Source organism: Clostridioides sp. ZZV15-6598, from assembly GCF_020657705.1.
GTDB classification, from domain to species: Bacteria; Bacillota; Clostridia; order Peptostreptococcales; family Peptostreptococcaceae; genus Clostridioides; species Clostridioides difficile_F.
In genome coordinates, this window is record NZ_JAGWCS010000001.1 from 67,500 (window position 1) to 86,055 (window position 18,556).

The 18,556-nt window shown below is 30.1% G+C and carries 17 protein-coding genes; 9 read left to right on the top strand and 8 right to left on the bottom strand.

The genetic code is table 11. The features are described 5' to 3' along the window. Window positions 1-15: 15 nt before the first annotated feature. The 3 genes from KGF50_RS00305 to KGF50_RS00315 all read right to left on the bottom strand — a co-directional run bounded on the left by KGF50_RS00305 (window position 16) and on the right by KGF50_RS00315 (window position 1,670). Complete coding sequence (locus KGF50_RS00305; RefSeq protein ID WP_227846302.1) at window positions 16-594, bottom strand: TetR/AcrR family transcriptional regulator; 579 nt, start codon at window positions 592-594, stop codon at window positions 16-18. 39 nt (window positions 595-633) lie between these two features. Continuing rightward, complete coding sequence (locus KGF50_RS00310) at window positions 634-777, bottom strand: hypothetical protein (protein ID WP_227846303.1); 144 nt, start codon at window positions 775-777, stop codon at window positions 634-636. Between the two features lie 104 nt (window positions 778-881). Then, window positions 882-1,670, bottom strand: a complete 789-nt coding sequence (locus KGF50_RS00315; protein WP_227846304.1) for an EFR1 family ferrodoxin — start codon at window positions 1,668-1,670, stop codon at window positions 882-884. 426 nt (window positions 1,671-2,096) lie between these two features. Here KGF50_RS00315 and KGF50_RS00320 point away from each other — a divergent pair, with 426 nt between their 5' ends. Next, window positions 2,097-3,557 carry an NADP-dependent glyceraldehyde-3-phosphate dehydrogenase gene (locus tag KGF50_RS00320; RefSeq protein ID WP_227846305.1) on the top strand — a complete coding sequence of 487 codons (1,461 nt, stop codon included), beginning with the start codon at window positions 2,097-2,099 and terminating at the stop codon, window positions 3,555-3,557. A 175-nt stretch (window positions 3,558-3,732) separates the two neighbouring features. Here KGF50_RS00320 and KGF50_RS00325 read toward each other — a convergent pair whose 3' ends face one another. The 5 genes from KGF50_RS00325 to KGF50_RS00340 all read right to left on the bottom strand — a co-directional run bounded on the left by KGF50_RS00325 (window position 3,733) and on the right by KGF50_RS00340 (window position 7,381). Then, on the bottom strand, window positions 3,733-4,293 hold the full coding sequence (locus KGF50_RS00325) for a hypothetical protein (RefSeq protein WP_227846306.1): 561 nt from the start codon (window positions 4,291-4,293) through the stop codon (window positions 3,733-3,735). A 3-nt stretch (window positions 4,294-4,296) separates the two neighbouring features. Beyond that, window positions 4,297-4,422, bottom strand: a complete 126-nt coding sequence (locus KGF50_RS22265) for a hypothetical protein (protein ID WP_255654675.1) — start codon at window positions 4,420-4,422, stop codon at window positions 4,297-4,299. Between the two features lie 352 nt (window positions 4,423-4,774). Then, the gene (locus tag KGF50_RS00330) at window positions 4,775-5,245 is read right to left on the bottom strand and encodes a helix-turn-helix domain-containing protein (RefSeq protein ID WP_227846307.1); all 471 of its coding nucleotides are present in this window, start codon (window positions 5,243-5,245) and stop codon (window positions 4,775-4,777) included. 296 nt (window positions 5,246-5,541) lie between these two features. After that, window positions 5,542-6,402: a sensor histidine kinase gene (locus KGF50_RS00335; protein ID WP_227846308.1), complete on the bottom strand. Its 861-nt coding sequence runs from the start codon at window positions 6,400-6,402 to the stop codon at window positions 5,542-5,544. Between the two features lie 244 nt (window positions 6,403-6,646). Next, a complete protein-coding gene (locus KGF50_RS00340) occupies window positions 6,647-7,381 on the bottom strand; it encodes a response regulator transcription factor (protein WP_227846309.1) in 735 nt (244 codons plus the stop codon). A gap of 180 nt (window positions 7,382-7,561) precedes the next feature. Between KGF50_RS00340 and KGF50_RS00345 the strand changes: the two genes are divergently transcribed. The 8 genes from KGF50_RS00345 to KGF50_RS00380 all read left to right on the top strand — a co-directional run bounded on the left by KGF50_RS00345 (window position 7,562) and on the right by KGF50_RS00380 (window position 18,550). Beyond that, window positions 7,562-9,028, top strand: coding sequence for an aspartyl protease family protein (locus KGF50_RS00345; RefSeq protein ID WP_227846310.1), 1,467 nt, complete (start codon window positions 7,562-7,564; stop codon window positions 9,026-9,028). Window positions 9,029-9,416: 388 nt separating this feature from the next. After that, entirely contained in the window at window positions 9,417-10,772 is a 1,356-nt protein-coding gene (locus tag KGF50_RS00350; protein WP_227846311.1) for an aspartyl protease family protein, read from the top strand. A gap of 371 nt (window positions 10,773-11,143) precedes the next feature. After that, entirely contained in the window at window positions 11,144-12,598 is a 1,455-nt protein-coding gene (locus KGF50_RS00355) for an aspartyl protease family protein (RefSeq protein WP_227846312.1), read from the top strand. A gap of 403 nt (window positions 12,599-13,001) precedes the next feature. Further along, a complete protein-coding gene (locus KGF50_RS00360) occupies window positions 13,002-13,484 on the top strand; it encodes a MarR family transcriptional regulator (RefSeq protein WP_227846313.1) in 483 nt (160 codons plus the stop codon). A gap of 305 nt (window positions 13,485-13,789) precedes the next feature. Then, window positions 13,790-15,025: an MFS transporter gene (locus KGF50_RS00365; protein WP_227846314.1), complete on the top strand. Its 1,236-nt coding sequence runs from the start codon at window positions 13,790-13,792 to the stop codon at window positions 15,023-15,025. A 236-nt stretch (window positions 15,026-15,261) separates the two neighbouring features. Then, a complete protein-coding gene (locus KGF50_RS00370; RefSeq protein ID WP_227846315.1) occupies window positions 15,262-15,540 on the top strand; it encodes a hypothetical protein in 279 nt (92 codons plus the stop codon). A 24-nt stretch (window positions 15,541-15,564) separates the two neighbouring features. Continuing rightward, window positions 15,565-15,855, top strand: a complete 291-nt coding sequence (locus KGF50_RS00375) for a hypothetical protein (protein ID WP_227846316.1) — start codon at window positions 15,565-15,567, stop codon at window positions 15,853-15,855. A 193-nt stretch (window positions 15,856-16,048) separates the two neighbouring features. Then, the gene (locus KGF50_RS00380; RefSeq protein WP_227846317.1) at window positions 16,049-18,550 is read left to right on the top strand and encodes an ATP-binding protein; all 2,502 of its coding nucleotides are present in this window, start codon (window positions 16,049-16,051) and stop codon (window positions 18,548-18,550) included. Window positions 18,551-18,556: the final 6 nt, after the last annotated feature.

Consider the following 18,556-nt stretch of genomic DNA (forward strand, 5'->3'; position numbering starts at 1 on the left):
AAGTAGCATATCATATTATTCAAATATGTCATCTACAAGACTCTCTATCATGAAATCAAATACTTCAAAATAGTCGTATCCAATATCTTCTTTTAACAGTAGACTTGATAATAGAGCATTACAAACACCATAGGCTTTTTCTTTCTCTATTTTTAGTTTAAAATCATATTTTTCAATTAAATCATAGAAGCTTTGTATATTGTTATGTTCAAGCTTTGAGACCATGTCTTTAGGTAGTTTGTTTAAAAAAGCAATAGAATCAGGATCTCTGGGTGCATATAAAAATGGATTTTTATCATATAAGCGATATAACATCTTTAAAGATGCTACAAATCCTTCTTTTGCAGGCATACTATTCAAGATTTCGTATAGTGATGATATAAGTCTATTTTGAATTCCATTTAATACTTCAAAAAATAACTTTTCTTTTGAATCAAAAAATGTGTAAAAAGAGCCTTTTGCAATTCCTGCCTTTGAACAAAGCTCATCAATATTAGTTTTTTTATATCCATATCTAGACCAGTGGTTTTCACATTCTAAAATTAATCTTTCTCTTATATTGTTTTTTTCAACTTCTGTGAAGCTTTTAGCCATATTTATCAATCCTCTCCATAACTATATATTTCGTATGACTTAAAAAGTTTTTTGAGTCATACATATATAATATTGTCCATTTATAAATTTGTCAAGCGTGATTTTGCCAACAAGCAACGTTTTTTTGCTCCAACCTGTCAGTAATCTCATACCTGTCAGTAATCTTATAGTAGAGGCAGCCATATGAAAAGAGCCAATATCCATAAGGAATGCCCTTACAGGTTATTGGCTCTGAGTCTGTGCATCTGGGCATATTAGCCATTCATATAGTAGAAGTATTTCACACCTTATTTATAATGTTTTCGATTTAATGATATATCATTTGAGCTAATATAAGGATTATGATATTTTTTGCGTTTTCGAGTGAAATAAGGGAAATTAATGGCTTCTTTTGGGCAAAATGAAATGCAAGCCATACATTGATTACATTGATGTTGAAATGTTGGTTTACCATTTTGCATTATTATGTTTTTGCAAGGACATACTTTAACACATAATTCGCAAGAAATGCAATCATCCCAAACAGTGAAATATTTGTCATTGCCTGGACAGTTCTTTATATAACGGTCCATTATTTTATGAAAAAGTGCGTTTACTAAAAAATTGGATTTTGGATAGCTTTTTATCTCTTTTCGTGATATTTCTTTTGATATAATTTTGAGCTGTTCTTCCGTTTTAGGAACACGCTTTTTAGGATTAGGTATTGGTGGATACATGGCTACATAGTTTGCGACACTATATACTTTATTTCCATAAGATAAATTACACCCCTTTTCCTTGAGTAACGATGCCAATGTTTCCATGCTTTTTCCGTTAATAAAAGCGGGCATAGAAATTGCGAATATATAGGTATCGGGAGATAACTCTAAATTTCTTATAAACTGAATTGCAGTTTCTGGCATAGTCCAATGATATACAGGAAAAATAAACCCTATTCGTTCGACATCTAAATTTGAACAATCAGATGGTGATGTTCTCATTGAGATAATCTCTGTATCCTTAAGTTCTTGTGCGATTACCTGAGCAGCTCGCATACTATTTCCTGTTCCAGTAAAATAATAGATTACATTACGCATATTTTTAACCTCCAAAATCTGTTGAATAAGACTTTTAACAGTCTGTTTTTTTGTTCTAATTGTTCTTTTGTTAGCTCAGTAATTGACCCTCTAATACACGTTTTCTTACCATAAATGTTCATTTTCAAAACAGAATAGTGTTCTGTTTAAATTATAGCACACAAATATATTAGGGTCAATAATTAACAGAATAATGTTCTTTTAATTGCATAATATGTTCTATTATTGTTGACATTATGATATGTGTAATTATATCTTGCAAGAAACTCAAGAGTGAAATGATGAGGGAATTATTTAAAATACAAAAAATACCGATTACAAAAAAATTTTTAAGGTAAACGTTTATGAAAAAAAGAAATGTTTACATAACAAATAAATGGCTATAATTTAAATACATAATGTTATATCAGAGAAAGGAATAAAAATATGTTTAATGAACTTAGAACCGAAGAAAATGTATATAAAAATTTAATAAATGGGAAATGGGTAGAATCTAATTCAAAGAAACCAATAGAAATTTACTCGCCAATAGATAACTCGCTTGTTGGAAAAGTACAATCTATGACAAAGCATGAAGTAGATGAAACCATTAAAAATACAAAAGAAAGTATAAAGGTATGGGCTGAGATGCCTGTATATAAGAGAGCTAATATATTTCATAAAGCAGCTGATTTGTTGCTAGAAAATATGGATGAAATAGCTAACATATTGGTACTTGAAATAGCCAAAGATATAAAATCTGCAAGAGCAGAAGTTGAAAGAACAGCAGATTTTTTAAGATACACAGCAGATGTAGGAAAGAATATGGAAGGTGAGGCTATTAGTGGTGACAATTTCCCTGGTGGAACACGTAATAAGATGTCATATGTTTCAAGAGTTCCATTGGGTACTGTTTTAGCTATATCTCCATTTAATTATCCTGTGAATTTATCAATGTCAAAGATTGCACCAGCACTTATTGGTGGAAATGCAGTTGTCCTAAAACCTGCTACACAAGGAGCTATTAGTGCACTTCATTTAGTAGAAATTATGAGAAAGGCTGGTATACCAGATGGTGTACTTAACACAATTACAGGTAGAGGTAGTGAAATAGGGGATTATGTTGTAACTCATAAGGGAATCAACTTTATAAATTTCACTGGTAGTACTGAGGTTGGTCAACATATATCCAAAATATCTAAAATGGTACCATTATTATTGGAGCTTGGAGGAAAAGATGCGGCTATTGTATTAGAAGATGCCGATTTGGATTTTGCAGCTAAAAATATAGTAGCTGGAGCTTACTCATATTCAGGTCAAAGATGTACAGCAGTAAAGAGAATTTTGGTTCAAGAGAGTGTGGCCGATAAACTAGTTGAAAAAATAAAACCGTTAGTAGAGAAGTTAACAATTGGGAATCCAATGGATGAAGTAGTCATTACACCTCTTATAGATAACAAATCAACTGATTTTGTTCAAGGCTTAGTAGATGATGCGTTGCATAAAGGTGCAAAATTAATAACAGGTAATGTTAGAAAAAATAATTTATTTTATCCAACATTATTAGATAATGTAAGTGTTGATATGAAAATTGCTTGGGAGGAACCTTTTGGTCCAGTACTTCCAATTATAAGAGTTAAGGATATAAATGAAGCAATTGAAATTGCTAATCAATCAGAGTATGGACTTCAATCATCAGTATTTACAAGTGATATTGATAAGGCTTTTTATATAGCTGATAAGCTTGAGGTTGGTACTGTTCAAATAAATAATAAGACTGAGAGGGGACCAGACCACTTCCCATTTTTAGGTGTAAAGGCATCTGGTATGGGAACTCAGGGCGTTAAGTATTCAATTGAGGCTATGACTAGACCTAAGGCAGTAGTAGTAAATGTTAAGGAGCTGTAGATTATACTAGCAATATAAGATAGAGTGGAGAAATTAATTTTTTCCACTTTATATTTTGCTTTTTAAAGCTTTATATAGCTCTAGAAAATAATGAAGTTTTAATCAAGATATAGATTTTGTATAAATTATATAGATATAAAAAAGGTTCACTCTAATTAGGGTGAACCTTTTTTATTTATTCATCAGAAGTAGATTTTTTATTTATATGGGCTAAATAATAACTATCATCAAAAATAATTAATATACACTCTAAGATTATTATAAAATTTCCAACTCCATAGACAGTCCAATACTCTTTAAATAGATAATTTCCGTTGAAAATTCTATTTACAAGAGGTGCTGAGTAATATATAGTTCCAAATATAGATATTAATATCATAATTGATATAAATAATAGATTGCTCAAAAACTTATGTCTTTTTTCTCCTCTTTTTAGAGAAAGAACTAAAACTAATCCAGATATTGCAGTAGGGCAATATTTAATATAAATATCATAATAATCTTCAATATGAATTTGCATGAAAAGAATAAGTATTATATGAATTATTAATGTCAAAATAATTATATTTGTTAGTATATTTCCATTTCTAATTTTTTTATTTAGCTTGAATTCATCAACTTTACTTTTCATAGATATCTGTGATAAATCTTGTCTATGAGATGTTAGAATGTGGTTACACTTGGGGCATATAGTTGTAGTATCGTCAAACTCTAAATCACAGTTCTTGCAATACATAAGCTATGCTTTCTTACCCATGTCCATATCTGAAGACTTTGCAGACATAGCATATGAATTTGCTGTTGTTGCTACAAAAAAAGTAGTTGCTAGTGTTAAACTTAATACCTTTGATTTAGTTTTTTTCATTTGTTTTCCCCCTCAAAATATATTTAATTAAAGTTAGAAAATTCTTGAAATTCTAACTAGAATTCAAGTTTTTTATCTGTGATATTATTATATGAATGAGAATTATATAAAGAGACTAGATGATTGATTTTAGAGTGGTAATCTGATAAATTTTATTCTATATAAGTAGTGTAGCAGAAAAAGTCAAAATATGTTCTTAAAAAATAAAAAAATACATATAAATAATTTAATGCAATGATTTCTTATTGTAGACTAAGAGATAAATAAGATTAATAGCCACTCTAAAGCGATTGGGAGTGGCTATAAAAGGGAGTTATCTATAAAATTAGCTAACTTTACATTATCCTATGATTTAATTATTCATAGAATTTTTATCAACTTTATACTTATGCTTTAAATTAATAGTAATAGCAATTGCTGTTGCTATTATAAACTCGCTTAATATTACACCTGGATTCCAAATTTCAAAATAGAAGTGTCCAATAATATATATAGCGAATGCAATTAAGTATGTGGCTAGACAGCTCAATACAATAAATAAGATTTTATCATTTTTTCTTTCATTTTCAACTAACTGCTGTTGCTGTTTTTCTAACATTTCTGTTCTGATTGATATCTCATCTATTTCAGATGGTTTCAAAAGATAATCTATTGTAACATTAAATATTTCGCTTAAAGCAATTAACTTTTCTGTTTCGGGAACAGATTGACCTGTTTCCCATTTTGATATACTTTGTCTTGATACATTAAGTTGTTCTGCTAAATTCTCCTGAGAGAGATTATTTGCTTTTCTTAGTTTTAAAATTTTTTCAGATATATCCATTTTATTTTCCTCCTCAATCCTTCTCAATCTTTATTCTAAAATCTTAACAAATATATAGGTTGCATACTATCAATCTTACTATGTTTTTTGTCAACCTTGAGTTGCATCCTTGTAATAATAGGCATTTTATATAAATTTTATTGTTTAATAAAGTAGTTTAAAAATTAGTAGATGTGGAAGGAGACTTAAGTGTGATATTAATAGTAAAATCAATTTGTATATTATTTTGTCTTAACACACAATTATTATATAAAACTCCCAAGCTCATTTGAATTTGGGAGTTATTTATTACCAAACTAGACTTTATATTGCCTCAATGTGATTTGAAATGATGTACCTTTTCCAATAGTGCTAGAAACTGAAATACTACCTTCATGTGCATCAATAATCTGCATAGAGATAAATAAACCTAATCCTTTACCTTGTGTATGATGTTTTTTGCTACTATAGTATTTATCAAATATATCACTTGTCATCTCTACATCCATACCAACACCATTATCAGTAATATCAATACAAATCCCTTTAGATGTTTGTTTTAAAACAACATTTATTTCTGTCCCATCAGGATTGTGTTCAACACAATTTATTAAAAGGTTATAAATGGCTCTGTACATTAGCATCTCATCAATAACTAGATGCAATTGTTCTAAATCTGTATGAAATTCAAATATCTGATTTTCTGATTTTGGATTATTGGCTACATCAGCAATGAGGTTTTGAAGAAAGGCAACCATTTCAACCTGTGTGTGCTTAAGCTGTACCTTCCCAGAGGAATCTATAAAAAAAGTCAGGCTTAAATCATCTATTAACTTTTCGATATAGACTCCCTTTTTATATATATTATTCAGAAATGTCATTCTCTCTTCTTCACTAAAATTGTGGTTTTTGTTAAGCATTAGAGAAGAGTATCCATTGATATATGAGAGTGGCGTTTTCAAATCATGTGATACACCAGCAAGCCAATCGGTTTTTGCAATTTCCAGCTTTTCTCGTTCAATCTCAGTTTCTTGAAGCTTATTTCCTAAAGCTTTTATATTTACAATGACTTCCTTATACATAAAGTGATACCATTTTAGCTTGCCATTTTTGGTAAAAGCTTTTTCAGCTATTATATAATCTCCTTTTGATAACTTACTTATTGAGCCAATTATCAAGTACAGTGGCCGAACGAGAAATAAGCAAAAAAGTATTCCTCCTGTAATAAAGCAAAAAGCAATTATAAGTATGCTTGGAAAATAGTTCATAGATGAATAATTAATTACATATGAAGGCTTAGATGCGCTTTCGGGGTATATCAACTGAGTGAGTAATATAAATAATGTTACGAAGTACACTAGGAATATAAAGAGACCTGTAGTAAAGTAGGCAATGAAACGAAAATATAATTTTTTCAATATATCAACTCCCATCTGGTGGTATAAACTTATAGCCAATTCCACGAAGGTTTGTGATAACCTTGTATGGTTTATTATCATCTAGTATCTTTTTTCTAAGTTTAGATATATGTATTGTAACAGTCTTTTCATCTCCATATCCTGATGGTCCCCAAATTGTATCATACAAATGTGATGTGGTAAAGACTTTATTTGGGTTTTGGCAAAAGAATTCCATCAGTTCAAGTTCTTTAGCTGTACATTCGATATCCTGATTATTTACAGTAAGTATCGCACGTGTCATATCAAGAACAATATAGCCATAACGATAAACCATAATACTTTCTGAATGAGTATTTAATGCTGAACGTTCAAGTTGCTGACGCCTAAAAATAGCCTTGATTCTCGCTACAAGTTCCATTGTATTAAATGGCTTTGTTATGTAGTCATCACCACCAATGGCAAGTCCTGATAACTTATCGTAATCACCAGTTCGGGCAGTCAGAAATATGATAGGTGCTATGGTTTGTCTGCGGATTTTTGTACATAAGTCAAATCCACAATAATCTGGTAGCATTACATCAAGAATGATAAGGTCGTATTGATTGTTTTTTATGCACTCAAGAGCTTCAGTACCTGTTGATACACAGGTAATATTATGATATTGCTCTTTATTTAAAGTTATTTTCACTAGTGTTAAAAGTCCTTCTTCATCGTCAACAACAAGTATCCTTTCGGGGTTTTCTAATCTGTCATCCATAATATTTCATCTCCCAATATACAAAAATAGTATCACCATAATATCATACATACAAAATGTAAGCAATAAATGTTATTTTATTTTTACCCTATACTTTACTTTTATTTTACTTTTATTTTACTTTCATACTGTATCTTATTTAGTAAGAATAAGGATAAAGATAAACATAGGAGGTAAAAAATGATAAAATCACTGAAATCAAAAGGATTAAGTGTTCTATTATGTGGAGCATTGATTGTTGGTGTAGCTACAGGATGTTCATCTCAAGCTACATCATCAAAAAGCACCAAAACTAAATCAACACCTAAACCGACACAAGCAATTACACGAGTAAGTTATGAAAAACAGGCAAAAGAACTTAAAGCAAAGTATGAGAAGAATCAAAATGATGAGGCTCTTAGATTAGAATATGCTCAAACGTTATTTAAATTGGGAGATATTACAGAGGCACAGGAGGTACTTAAGCCTTTACTAGATTCGAAGAAGCATTCAGCAGATGCAATTTATCTTTCTTCACGAATAGAATATTTGAATGGGAATTATACACAAGCTGAAAAGCTATGTAACACTCTTATAAAAGAGTACCCTGATAAATTCAAAGAAAAGGCTGAAGATGAACTGGCACTGATATATTATCAAACGAATCAATATCAAAAAGCTGACAAGTTATCTTCTACAGAGGGAAAAGTAAATAATGCTATATTGGAAATGATGAAATCTTTTGAAGATAAAAATCCAAATCAAATTGACTGGAACGGAAAAGATGAAACTGTTATTCCATTTGTAACAACTGAACCTCTACCTGTTATACCAGTAGAAATAAATGGTAGAAGAATAAATGCCATTATTGATAGTGGTGGTCCAATGTTTGTTGTTGATCAGAAAATTGCAAAAGAAATTGGTATTAAGACAGCTTCTAAAGAGGAAAGTAACAAATTTGCTGGAGGTAATAATGCTGAAACTGGTTTTGGTCAAGCTGATTCGTTTACTATAGGAGATGTAAATATGAAGAATATCCCTGTAATGTTAGGGCCATTTGATGGATTTGCAGAGCTATTTAAGGATTATGAAGATATTCATGGTATACTTGGAACGAGTGTACTTAAGGAATTTGTACCTACAATGGATTATCCTAGTGGTCAGCTAGTATTAAGACATAGAAATGAAGTAGGAAGAAATAATCTTAACAAAATGCTTGCAAGTGATAAAGTATTAGAAGAAGTTCCATTCACGCTTGCTTCCACTCATTTTATGTTTGGAAAAGGTTCAGTCAATCAAAAAACTAACCTAAATTTCTTTGTTGACTCAGGTTTTGGTGGCAGTAGAAAAGGTGCTGGAATTATATTACCTGACGAAACAATAAATTCTTTAGGGATTTCTATGCCTGAGTTAAATCAAGTTGAGAAAGGAAAAGGAGGAATGGGAGGAAGCGATTATCAAGAAGCTCATTTCGAACTTTCATCATATGGTCTAGGTAATTTGCAACTGAAAAATAGCCTTGGATATTACTTTACAGGTGGAGTGTTAGATTATAATGAAGCAGTTGGATTTTTTAGAGATGGATTAATAAGTCATAATTATTTGAAGAATTATAAATGGTCAATTGATTTTGATTCTAGGAAGATGACTTTCAGTAATCCAAAATAGTATACCAACTAAAGTCTAAATAGTGTATAAACCAAAGTTTAAATATTATACAAATCAAAATTTAAACAGGTATATAAACTAAATTTAGCTGATACTATTTTTTATTATAAAAACTATTATTGTAACACACATATATTTCAATATCCCTTATCTCATTGAAAAATATGTCAGTAAATCACATCATAATAAAGTCTAATTTTTTAAGACACAGCGATACAGATGTATCGCTGTGTTGTTTTGTTTGTCATATAAATAATAAATATTCTTTTATTTTTACTCTCACTTTACTTTTATTTTACTTTTATGTTGTATCTTATTATTAACAACAAAATAAATATAAAGAAGATAGAAATGGGAAATACAAAGAAGATAAAATAGGAGGTAAAAAATGACAGAATTACTAAACTCAAGAGACAAAATTACTCGTATAAATTATGAAAAACAAGCAGATGAACTTAAATCAAAATATTATAAAAATCAAAATAATAAAGAACTTGGATTAGAATATGCTCAAACATTATTTAAATTGGGAGATATTACAGAGGCACAAGAGGTACTTAAACCTTTATTAGATTCAAAGAAACCTTTAGCAGATACAATTTATCTTTCTGCACGAATAGAATATTTGAATGGAAATTATACACAAGCTGAAAAGCTATGTAATATTCTCATAAAAGAGTATCCTGATAAATTCAAAGAAAAGGCTGAAGATGAACTGGCACTGATATATTATCAAACAAATCAATATAAAAAAGCTGACAAGTTATCTTCTACAGAGGGAAAAGTAAATAACGTTATATTGGAAATGATGAAATCTTTTGAAGATAAAAATCCAAATCAAATTGACTGGAATGGAAAAGATGAAACTGTTATTCCATTTGTAACAACTGAACCTCTACCTGTTATACCAGTAGAAATAAATGGTAGAAGAATAAATGCCATTATTGATAGTGGTGGTCCAATGTTTGTTGTTGATAAGAAAATTGCAAAAGAAATTGGTATTAAGACAGCTTCTAAAGAGGAAAGCAATAAATTTGCTGGAGGTAATAGTGCTGAAACTGGTTTTGGTCAAGCTGATTCGTTTACTATAGGAGATGTAAACATGAAGAATATCCCTGTAATGTTAGGTCCATTTGATGGATTTGCAGAGCTATTTAAGGATTATGAAGATATTCATGGTATCCTTGGAACAAGTGTACTTAAGGAATTTGTACCTACAATGGATTATCCTAGTGGTCAGCTAGTATTAAGACCTAGAAATGAAGTAGGAAGAAATAATCTTAACAAAATGCTTAAAAATGATGAGGTATTAGAAGAAATTCCATTCACGCTTGCTTCTACTCATTTTATGTTTGGAAAAGGTTCAGTCAATCAAAAAACCAATCTAAATTTCTTTGTTGATTCAGGTTTTGGTGGCAGTAGAAAAGGTGCTGGAATTATATTACCTGATGAAACAATAAATTCTTTGGGGATTTCTATGCCTGAGTTAAATCAAGTTGAAAAAGGAAAAGGAGGAATGGGAGGAAGCGATTATAAAGAGGCCCATTTTGAACTTTTATCATATGGTCTAGGGAATTTACAACTTAAAAATGGTCTTGGATATTACTTTACAGGTGGAGTGTTAGATTATAATGAAGTAGTTGGATTTTTTAGAGATGGCTTGATAAGTCATAATTATTTGAAGAATTATAAATGGTCAATTGATTTTGATTCTATGAAGATGACATTCAGTAATTCAAAATAGTATATCAACTAAAATTTAAATAGTATATAAATCAAAAATTAAACAGGTATATAAACTAAAATTAGCTGATACTATTTTCTATATATAAGAACTATTATTGTCACACACATATATTTCAATACCCCTTGTCTCATTGAAAGATATGGCAGTAAGTCACATCATAATAAAGTCTAATTTTTAGGACACAGCGATACAGATGTATCACTGTGTTGTTTTGTTTGCAATATAAATATTTCTAATATTTAAAATGTAAATAATAAATATTCTTTTATTTTTACTCTCACTTTACTCTCACTTTACTTTCATGTTGTATCTTATTATTAACAACAAAATAAATATAAAGAAGAAAAAAAGAAATAGGAGGAAAAATGATGAAATCATTAAAATTAAGAGGTCTATGTGTTCTATTATGTGGAGCTTTAATTGTTGGTACAGCAACAGCATGTACATCTAAGTCTACATCATCAAAAAGCTCAGATGATAAATCAACACCTAAAGCCACAAAAGAGATTAACCGTATAAATTATGAAAAACAGGCGAATGAACTTAAAGAAAAATATGCGAAGAAACCAAATGATGAGACTTTAGGATTAGAGTATGCTCAAACACTATTTACATTAGGCGATTTTACAGAAGCACAAGAGATATTAAAGCCATTAGCAAGCTTAAAAAAGGTCTCACCAGAAGTTATTTATCTTTCAGCACAAATAGAACATCTGAATGGAAATTATACAGTAGCTGAAAAATTATACAATACTTTAATAGAAGAGTATCCTGACAAATTTAAAACAAAAGCTGAAGATGGATTAGTATTGACATATTACCAAACAAATCAATATGAAGAAGCTAGTAAATTATCTTCAGAAAAAGAAAAACAAAATAATGCCATATTAGAAATGATGCAATCTTTTGAGGATAAACAACCAAACCAGATTAACTGGAATGGAAAAGAAGAAAGTGTTATTCCATTTGTAACAAGTGAACCTCTACCTGTTGTTCCAGTTGAGATAAATGGAAAAAGAATAAATGCTTTTATTGATACTGGTGGTCCAATGTTTGTTGCTGATAGTAAACTTGCAAAAGAGCTTGGTATTAAAACAGCTTCAAAGAAAGAAGGTACATTCCAAGGAGGTAATACCGCCGAAGTTGGTTTTGGTCAAGTTGACTCACTTACTATAGGAGATGTAAACATGAAGAATATCCCTGTAATGATGGGTTCATTTGAGGGATTTGAAGAAGCATTTAAAGGTAAGGCGTCAAATGTTCATGGCATTATTGGTACAAGTGTACTTAAGGAATTTATACCTACAATGGATTATCCTAGTGGCCAGTTGGTATTAAGACCTAGAAATGAAGTAGGTATGGCCAACGCCAATAAAATGCTTGCTAACGATAAAGTATTAGAAGAGATTCCATTCACGCTTGCTTCTACTCATTACATGTATGCTAAAGGTTTAATAAATCAGAAAAGTGGAATGAACTTCTTTATGGATTCAGGGTTTGCTAATGGAGAAGGTGCTGGAATGCAACTACCTAAAGAAACAATGGGTTTAGCTGGGATTCCAATGCCTGAGTTAAATGAAGGACAAAGTAGTGGAATGGGAGGAAGTGATTATAAAGATGGTACTTTTGAAATCTCATCATATGGTCTAGGTAGCTTGCAACTGAAAAATGGAGTTGGGAACTATACAACAGGTGAGGAATCAAGATATTATGAGGAAGTTGGATTCTTTGAAGATGGTTTGATAGGTCATAATTATTTTAAGAATTACAAATGGACAATGGATTTTGAGTCTATGAAGATGACATTCAGTAATCTGAAATAGTATATAGATTAAAGCCTAAATAATATATAAATCAAACTTAGTTAACACTGCATTTTATTATAAAAACCACTATTAAAACATTACATATATTTTAACAACATGACAGTAAAAGAGATGTATTGTCGTGTTGTTTTATTTTATTTATAATATAAATTGTTTGTAAACTATTTAATTATCTTAATCATCATTCAAATCTATGTTTACTTGTATAGTTATCAACACTTCTATGGTATTTATTGATTAAATCTAAAAGAATGTAAGTTTAAATTAGATGACTCTGTTTTTATTTTTTTATGTTTATGTATAGTTCGATTCCTAAAAGAATTACCTTAACATTGTTGAAATAGAAACAAAAATTTAATATAATATTATTAATGTACTTACGGGTGGGAGGATATATACCATGAATAAAGAAGAACAGGTCATGATGGGTTTTAGAGATTTACTAAACAAGACTGTTTGGCTTAATAAGTTTAAGATGGAAGAGAGTCTCAAGGGTTATAAGTCTTCTGAAGTGCATTGTATTGAATACATTGGAAGAAATGTAGATTGCAATGTAACAAAACTGGCAGAATACTTTTATATGACAAGAGGTGCTATAAGTAAAGTAACTAAAAAGCTAATAAAAAAAGGTGTTATTGAAAGCTATCAGAAGCCTGATAACAAAAAAGAAATCTATTTTAGACTTACTGAAAAAGGTAAAAGCGTCTATAACATCCATGAGGGACTGCACAAAGAGTTTCAAGAACGTGATAAAGTTGTATTTGAAAAAGTAACTGATGAACAATTTGACAATATGATTAGCTTTGTGGAAAATTATAACCGACATTTAGATGAACAAATAAAGAAACAGGGGATAATATTAAAGCAGAATAAATTAGAATAATGAAAATGAAATTACATACAGCCTAACTCTATTGAGAATAGGCTGTATTTTTATTGTTATTTATTTTGTTGACAAGGAAACAAAAAAATGATACTATAAATATGTTTCCAAGGAATCAAAATAACGAATGTAGGAATATACCTCCAAATGGGGCGAAATGATAAAAAGATGAACATGTTACTAAGGAAATAAAATAATGAAAAAAGTAAAGCCGTAAAGACGTAAAGAGGTAAATAAGGAATAAAGAAATAAAGGAATATGTTTCTAAAGGAAACAAAATTATAACTTTTGAGAGGAGGATTTAAGTGTTTATATTTAAATCAAACAATGAACAGAATACAGAGCAAATTGTAGATAAAAAGGCTTTGATATTTGGTCTTATATCTGCATTTCTTTGCGGAATCGGATTCACTATCATATCACCTGTAGTTCCATTCTTAGTGCAACCTTATACAAATAGCCCATCAGAACAAGCTATAGTTGTTACAATGCTAACTTCAGTTTATGCAATCTGTGTGTTTTTTGCAGCTCCTGGGCTTGGAGCTTTGAGTGACCGATATGGACGTCGTCCATTACTCTTATCATGCCTTTTAGGTTCTGCAATAGGGTACTTAGTTTTTGGAATAGGAGGAGCTTTATGGGTACTATTTGCAGGGCGTATAATAGAAGGTATAACAGGTGGGAGCATAAGCACTATCTTTGCATATTTTGCAGACATCACTCCTAGAGAACATCGAAGCAAATACTTTGGATGGTTGAGTGCATTTTCAGGCGTAGGATGTGTTATTGGTCCAACTGTAGGTGGATTACTTGCTAAGTTTGGTTATTCTGTACCAATGTACTTTGGGGCAATAATAACTTTATTGAATGTAATTTATGGATTCTTATATATGCCTGAGAGCCTTGATAAAAAGAATAGATTAAAGGAGATTACACTTGTAAGGCTAAATCCATTTATACAACTTGCAAATGTACTTTCTGTAAAAAACTTAAAAAGACTGCTTGTGTCAGCATTCTTACTTTGGATACCAAATGGGTCTTTACAATCAGTCTTTTCACAATTTACAATAGATACTTTCAATTGGAAACCTGCAATAATTGGTCTTGTATTTTCAATTATGGGTATCCAAGACATCATTTCACAAGGATTTATAATGCCAAAGCTTTTGAGAAAACTTAGTGATGTACAGATAGCAATTCTTGGAATGATTTCGGAGATTATAGGTTACAGTTTTATTGCAGCATCGGCCTTGTTTTCATTCTATCCTATTTTTATTGTTGGAATGTTTATATTTGGTTTTGGCGATTCTATCTTTGGACCTTCATTCAATGGGATGATATCCAAGTCTGTCGATTCTAGCGAACAAGGAAGGATTCAAGGAGGTAGTCAATCTATTCAATCTTTAGCGAGAATAATTGGACCTATCATTGGAGGGCAAATCTATGTGTCTCTTGGTCATGCTGCACCTGCATTTATGGGGATTATACTTATAGCAGTGGCAATATCAGTCTTGTATAGGGGGACACATGCAAATGTGTAAACTTTGTAAAATCGAGTAAGCAAGAATTCACTTTATGGAGCAGTTAATTTTAATAGATTGACTGTTTTTTTGTATTATATTATTTTAAATTAAATAAATTTGACTTTTAAGATTTTTTATGCAAACTATTTGTCCAGTTATGCACTTTTATCGACTAGTTAAACGGATTATATTGAATATTTAGAAAATTGGTACTATCATATAAATAAATTTAAATATATAAGGAGGTTTTTTATATGAATATTCATTGTGGAGGATGGTCAAAATTTAGACCAGTAGAAAAAGAAGAAGTAGAAATATTCAATGAAGCTGTAGGAATGTTAAAAGGTGTTGATTATGAACCACTTATTGTTGCTACTCAAGTTGTAGCAGGTACAAATTTTAAATTTATTTGCAATGCTACTGCAATCACAAATCCTCCTAAGGATTATTTAGCAGAAATTATAATTTTCAAAGCTCTTCCTTGTGAAGAAAATAGTAACGCAACAATTACAAGTATTAATATACTAAAATAACATTAACACAAAAGGAGTTAGAAAATGAGGCTAAATATAACCCAACAAAATACTATAGAAGTTGAAAATAGCAAAAAAGAAGAGGTATATTTTGTAATAGTTGATAATGTTTTTTTTGAACGTAATGGAGACAAGTTTAATGATATTACAAATAATAATTTAAAGAATTATCAAGTAAAAATATTGCCAACTGATAACATTTACTTAGAATTAAAAATAACATCTACAGAAGAAATGGAACCTATTTTTGTAGTAGTAGAAGATAGACAATACAATCATAGTGGAGTGCTTTTAAAACCAACTGTAGAAGGATAATATGTAGAAAACATAATATAAAGTAGAACATGTAATTAGATGCATAAAATATGTAATTAGATATATAAAATAAAAAATATAATTAGATATATAAAACAAAATAACTGTGTTAGTAAAAGTCCTATTTTACAAGCACAGTTATTTTAACATTAAAGTTAACATTAAAAAATTCTATAAACAAGGGGGAAAATATATGGAAGAAAAAAATCAGCTTTTAGAAGAAATCAAAATCCTATTAGATAAAGGGAAAGTAGAAACAAATAAAGCTATGAATAAGAATCTAATTTTGATTCTTGGAGGCACAGGTTGTGGGAAAAGTACAGCAATTAATTATCTTGCAGGGTGTGAAATGAAGGAGGTAGAAGATGAAGATACTGGTATCTCCTATATTGAATGTGTAGACCCCGTTGCAGAAATTGGTTCAGGAGCTGTTTCGCAAACTTTGTATCCAAATATTGTAGATATGAGAAAAAACGTAGAAGGAATGGATGCAAATTTATGTGATACTGCAGGATTTAGTGATAACAGAGGAGTAGCACATGACATTAGTGCAGCAGTTTCGTTGGGAGAGGTGTTTAGAAATTCTGCATCTATATGTGGTGTAGTTGTACTAATACCAGAAGCTGATATATTAGAGGCTAGACTTACAAAAGTACTTGATTTATTTCAACAGTTAAATATGTGCCTTCATAAAGAAAATTTTAGAGGAAGTATCACTTTCTTTATCTCTAAAAGCTTTTTAGGAAGAACAGAAAAACAAATATATAATGTGATTAGAAAAAAATACGAACAATTGTGTGAAAGCCCAGAAAATAATATACAAGATAAAGCTTGGTTATTTGAAGAATTGCTAAAAGGAGAAGGAAAAAATATTCATCTTTGTAAACCACTTGAAGCAGAACAAAGAGAAGGATTATTAAAAGAAGTAATAAAATTAGAAGAAGTAAAAGATAAAACATCAGCATTCCAATACCCAATCAGTGCAGATGCAAGATTAGTTTTAGATACATTAATAAAAGATATTCAAGGTGGTATAGTATCTAGACTAGAAGTTTATGTTAAAGAATATACAGAAGACTTTATTGAAAAGGTTGAAAGAGTAACAATGATTCAAGAAATGTCAAAATATGATAGAGTAGTAGACATATTTAAAAACTGGTTAGAAAGTTCAGTTAATACAGCTAGTATTACTTTAGATAAATTTATCAATTTATTGTCAGGAGAAAGTGGATTATTCTTGGAAGATGCATGTATAAAATTACAAAATGAGATAAAGAGAAACTTAGATATAATTAAAGATTTAAATAAATATACAGACCATGGAGATGCTGAAATCTCACTATCTTCTGTATATATGGAATCTATTATAGAAAAAACAAGTAAAAGTATAATGGAACAAAAATTTATTATTATAAGAGAGAAAGTAGAAGAGATTTTAGTTTCTTATGAGGTACAAAAACAAGTATGGACTCTATCAAATAGAGATAAATTGATGGAAGTTGCAAATAAAGCAGACTACATATACAGTAAACGTGATTTTGAGCCTATTTTAAAGAATCTTGCAGATAGAAATAGTGAAGAATTAGAAGACAATATAACAAGATTAAATGCATATGGAGAAAAAGGTAATGAAATAATTAGAAATCTTGTAAGTAAATATATTTTAACTCCATTTATAATAAAAGCATTTATACTTAAAGAAAAGACAGTCATAGAAGTTAAAGCATTAATTAAAAATTTGGTAATTAGCAGTGTTCTAGAGGCTTTTAGGAATAGAAAAGTGGGAGAGGATGTCTCTACAATTATGTTTTCAGCTAAAGACACTATCTATATGGATGATAATCTTGGAATGGATTTTGCATCAGAAAAAAATATCATTATTTCCTGTAAGAACCTTGATGTAAGTAGTAACACTAAGATTAATGTAAGTGGAAAGAGTGGAAATATTATAGATAATTCTATATATGGAAGAAATGGTGAAGATGGTAGAGATGCAGGAAATATTTATTTATACATTAAAGAAGAAATTAAAAACTATCGCCCTACACTAATAGCAAATGGCGGAAATGGTTCAAGAGGAACAGATGGTAAAAATGGTGAGACTGGAAATGTTGGTAAAAATGGAACTGATGCAGGATATACAAGTAATTTCCATGGACAAATGTTTAAAGGTTATTTTGCATCAGGAACGAGTGGTACAAAAGGAGATAATGGCGGAAAAGGAGGAAATGCTGGAAGAGGTGGAAATGGAGGAAGCAAAGGAAAGATTTACTTCTTGGCAGATTCAGATGAAAAGAGAGATAAGTTAATCAGCTGTTGTGATATAACAGTAAGAGATGGAGAAAGAGGTCCAGATGGAAGACCAGGTTCTGGTGGAAATGGAGGAAAAGGTGGTTATCATGGTTATAATACACTTTCATTCTCTCCAAGTGCTATAGATTCCACTGTATACTATACAGGATATTTTACAAGTTGGGATTATAAGCTAACTGGTATTGCTAGCTATCGTATAACTCTTGAAGGTGGAAGTTGGAACGAAGGAAAAGAAGGTCCATCAAGAGAGTATGCTGATTATGGAGATAGAGGAGAATATGGAGGATATAATAATCCAAATTCTAAAGTATCAACAGCAGTTTTAAAAGTAGAAGAAAGCTTTATTAAAGATAAATATCAAAACTATTGTGCTGAAGTATAGAAAGGG

Bases quoted from the DNA above. Each gene is read 5' to 3' on its own strand.
- KGF50_RS00355 (WP_227846312.1), top strand. From the start codon at position 11,144: ATGAAATCATTAAAATTAAGAGGTCTATGTGTTCTATTATGTGGAGCT.
- KGF50_RS00360 (WP_227846313.1), top strand. From the start codon at position 13,002: ATGAATAAAGAAGAACAGGTCATGATGGGTTTTAGAGATTTACTAAAC.
- KGF50_RS00345 (WP_227846310.1), top strand. From the start codon at position 7,562: ATGATAAAATCACTGAAATCAAAAGGATTAAGTGTTCTATTATGTGGA.
- KGF50_RS00320 (WP_227846305.1), top strand. From the start codon at position 2,097: ATGTTTAATGAACTTAGAACCGAAGAAAATGTATATAAAAATTTAATA.
- KGF50_RS00315 (WP_227846304.1), bottom strand. From the start codon at position 1,670: ATGCGTAATGTAATCTATTATTTTACTGGAACAGGAAATAGTATGCGA.
- KGF50_RS00380 (WP_227846317.1), top strand. From the start codon at position 16,049: ATGGAAGAAAAAAATCAGCTTTTAGAAGAAATCAAAATCCTATTAGAT.
- KGF50_RS00305 (WP_227846302.1), bottom strand. From the start codon at position 594: ATGGCTAAAAGCTTCACAGAAGTTGAAAAAAACAATATAAGAGAAAGA.
- KGF50_RS00325 (WP_227846306.1), bottom strand. From the start codon at position 4,293: ATGTATTGCAAGAACTGTGATTTAGAGTTTGACGATACTACAACTATA.
- KGF50_RS00370 (WP_227846315.1), top strand. From the start codon at position 15,262: ATGAATATTCATTGTGGAGGATGGTCAAAATTTAGACCAGTAGAAAAA.
- KGF50_RS22265 (WP_255654675.1), bottom strand. From the start codon at position 4,422: ATGAAAAAAACTAAATCAAAGGTATTAAGTTTAACACTAGCAACTACT.
- KGF50_RS00340 (WP_227846309.1), bottom strand. From the start codon at position 7,381: ATGGATGACAGATTAGAAAACCCCGAAAGGATACTTGTTGTTGACGAT.
- KGF50_RS00330 (WP_227846307.1), bottom strand. From the start codon at position 5,245: ATGGATATATCTGAAAAAATTTTAAAACTAAGAAAAGCAAATAATCTC.
- KGF50_RS00375 (WP_227846316.1), top strand. From the start codon at position 15,565: ATGAGGCTAAATATAACCCAACAAAATACTATAGAAGTTGAAAATAGC.
- KGF50_RS00350 (WP_227846311.1), top strand. From the start codon at position 9,417: ATGACAGAATTACTAAACTCAAGAGACAAAATTACTCGTATAAATTAT.
- KGF50_RS00310 (WP_227846303.1), bottom strand. From the start codon at position 777: ATGGCTGCCTCTACTATAAGATTACTGACAGGTATGAGATTACTGACA.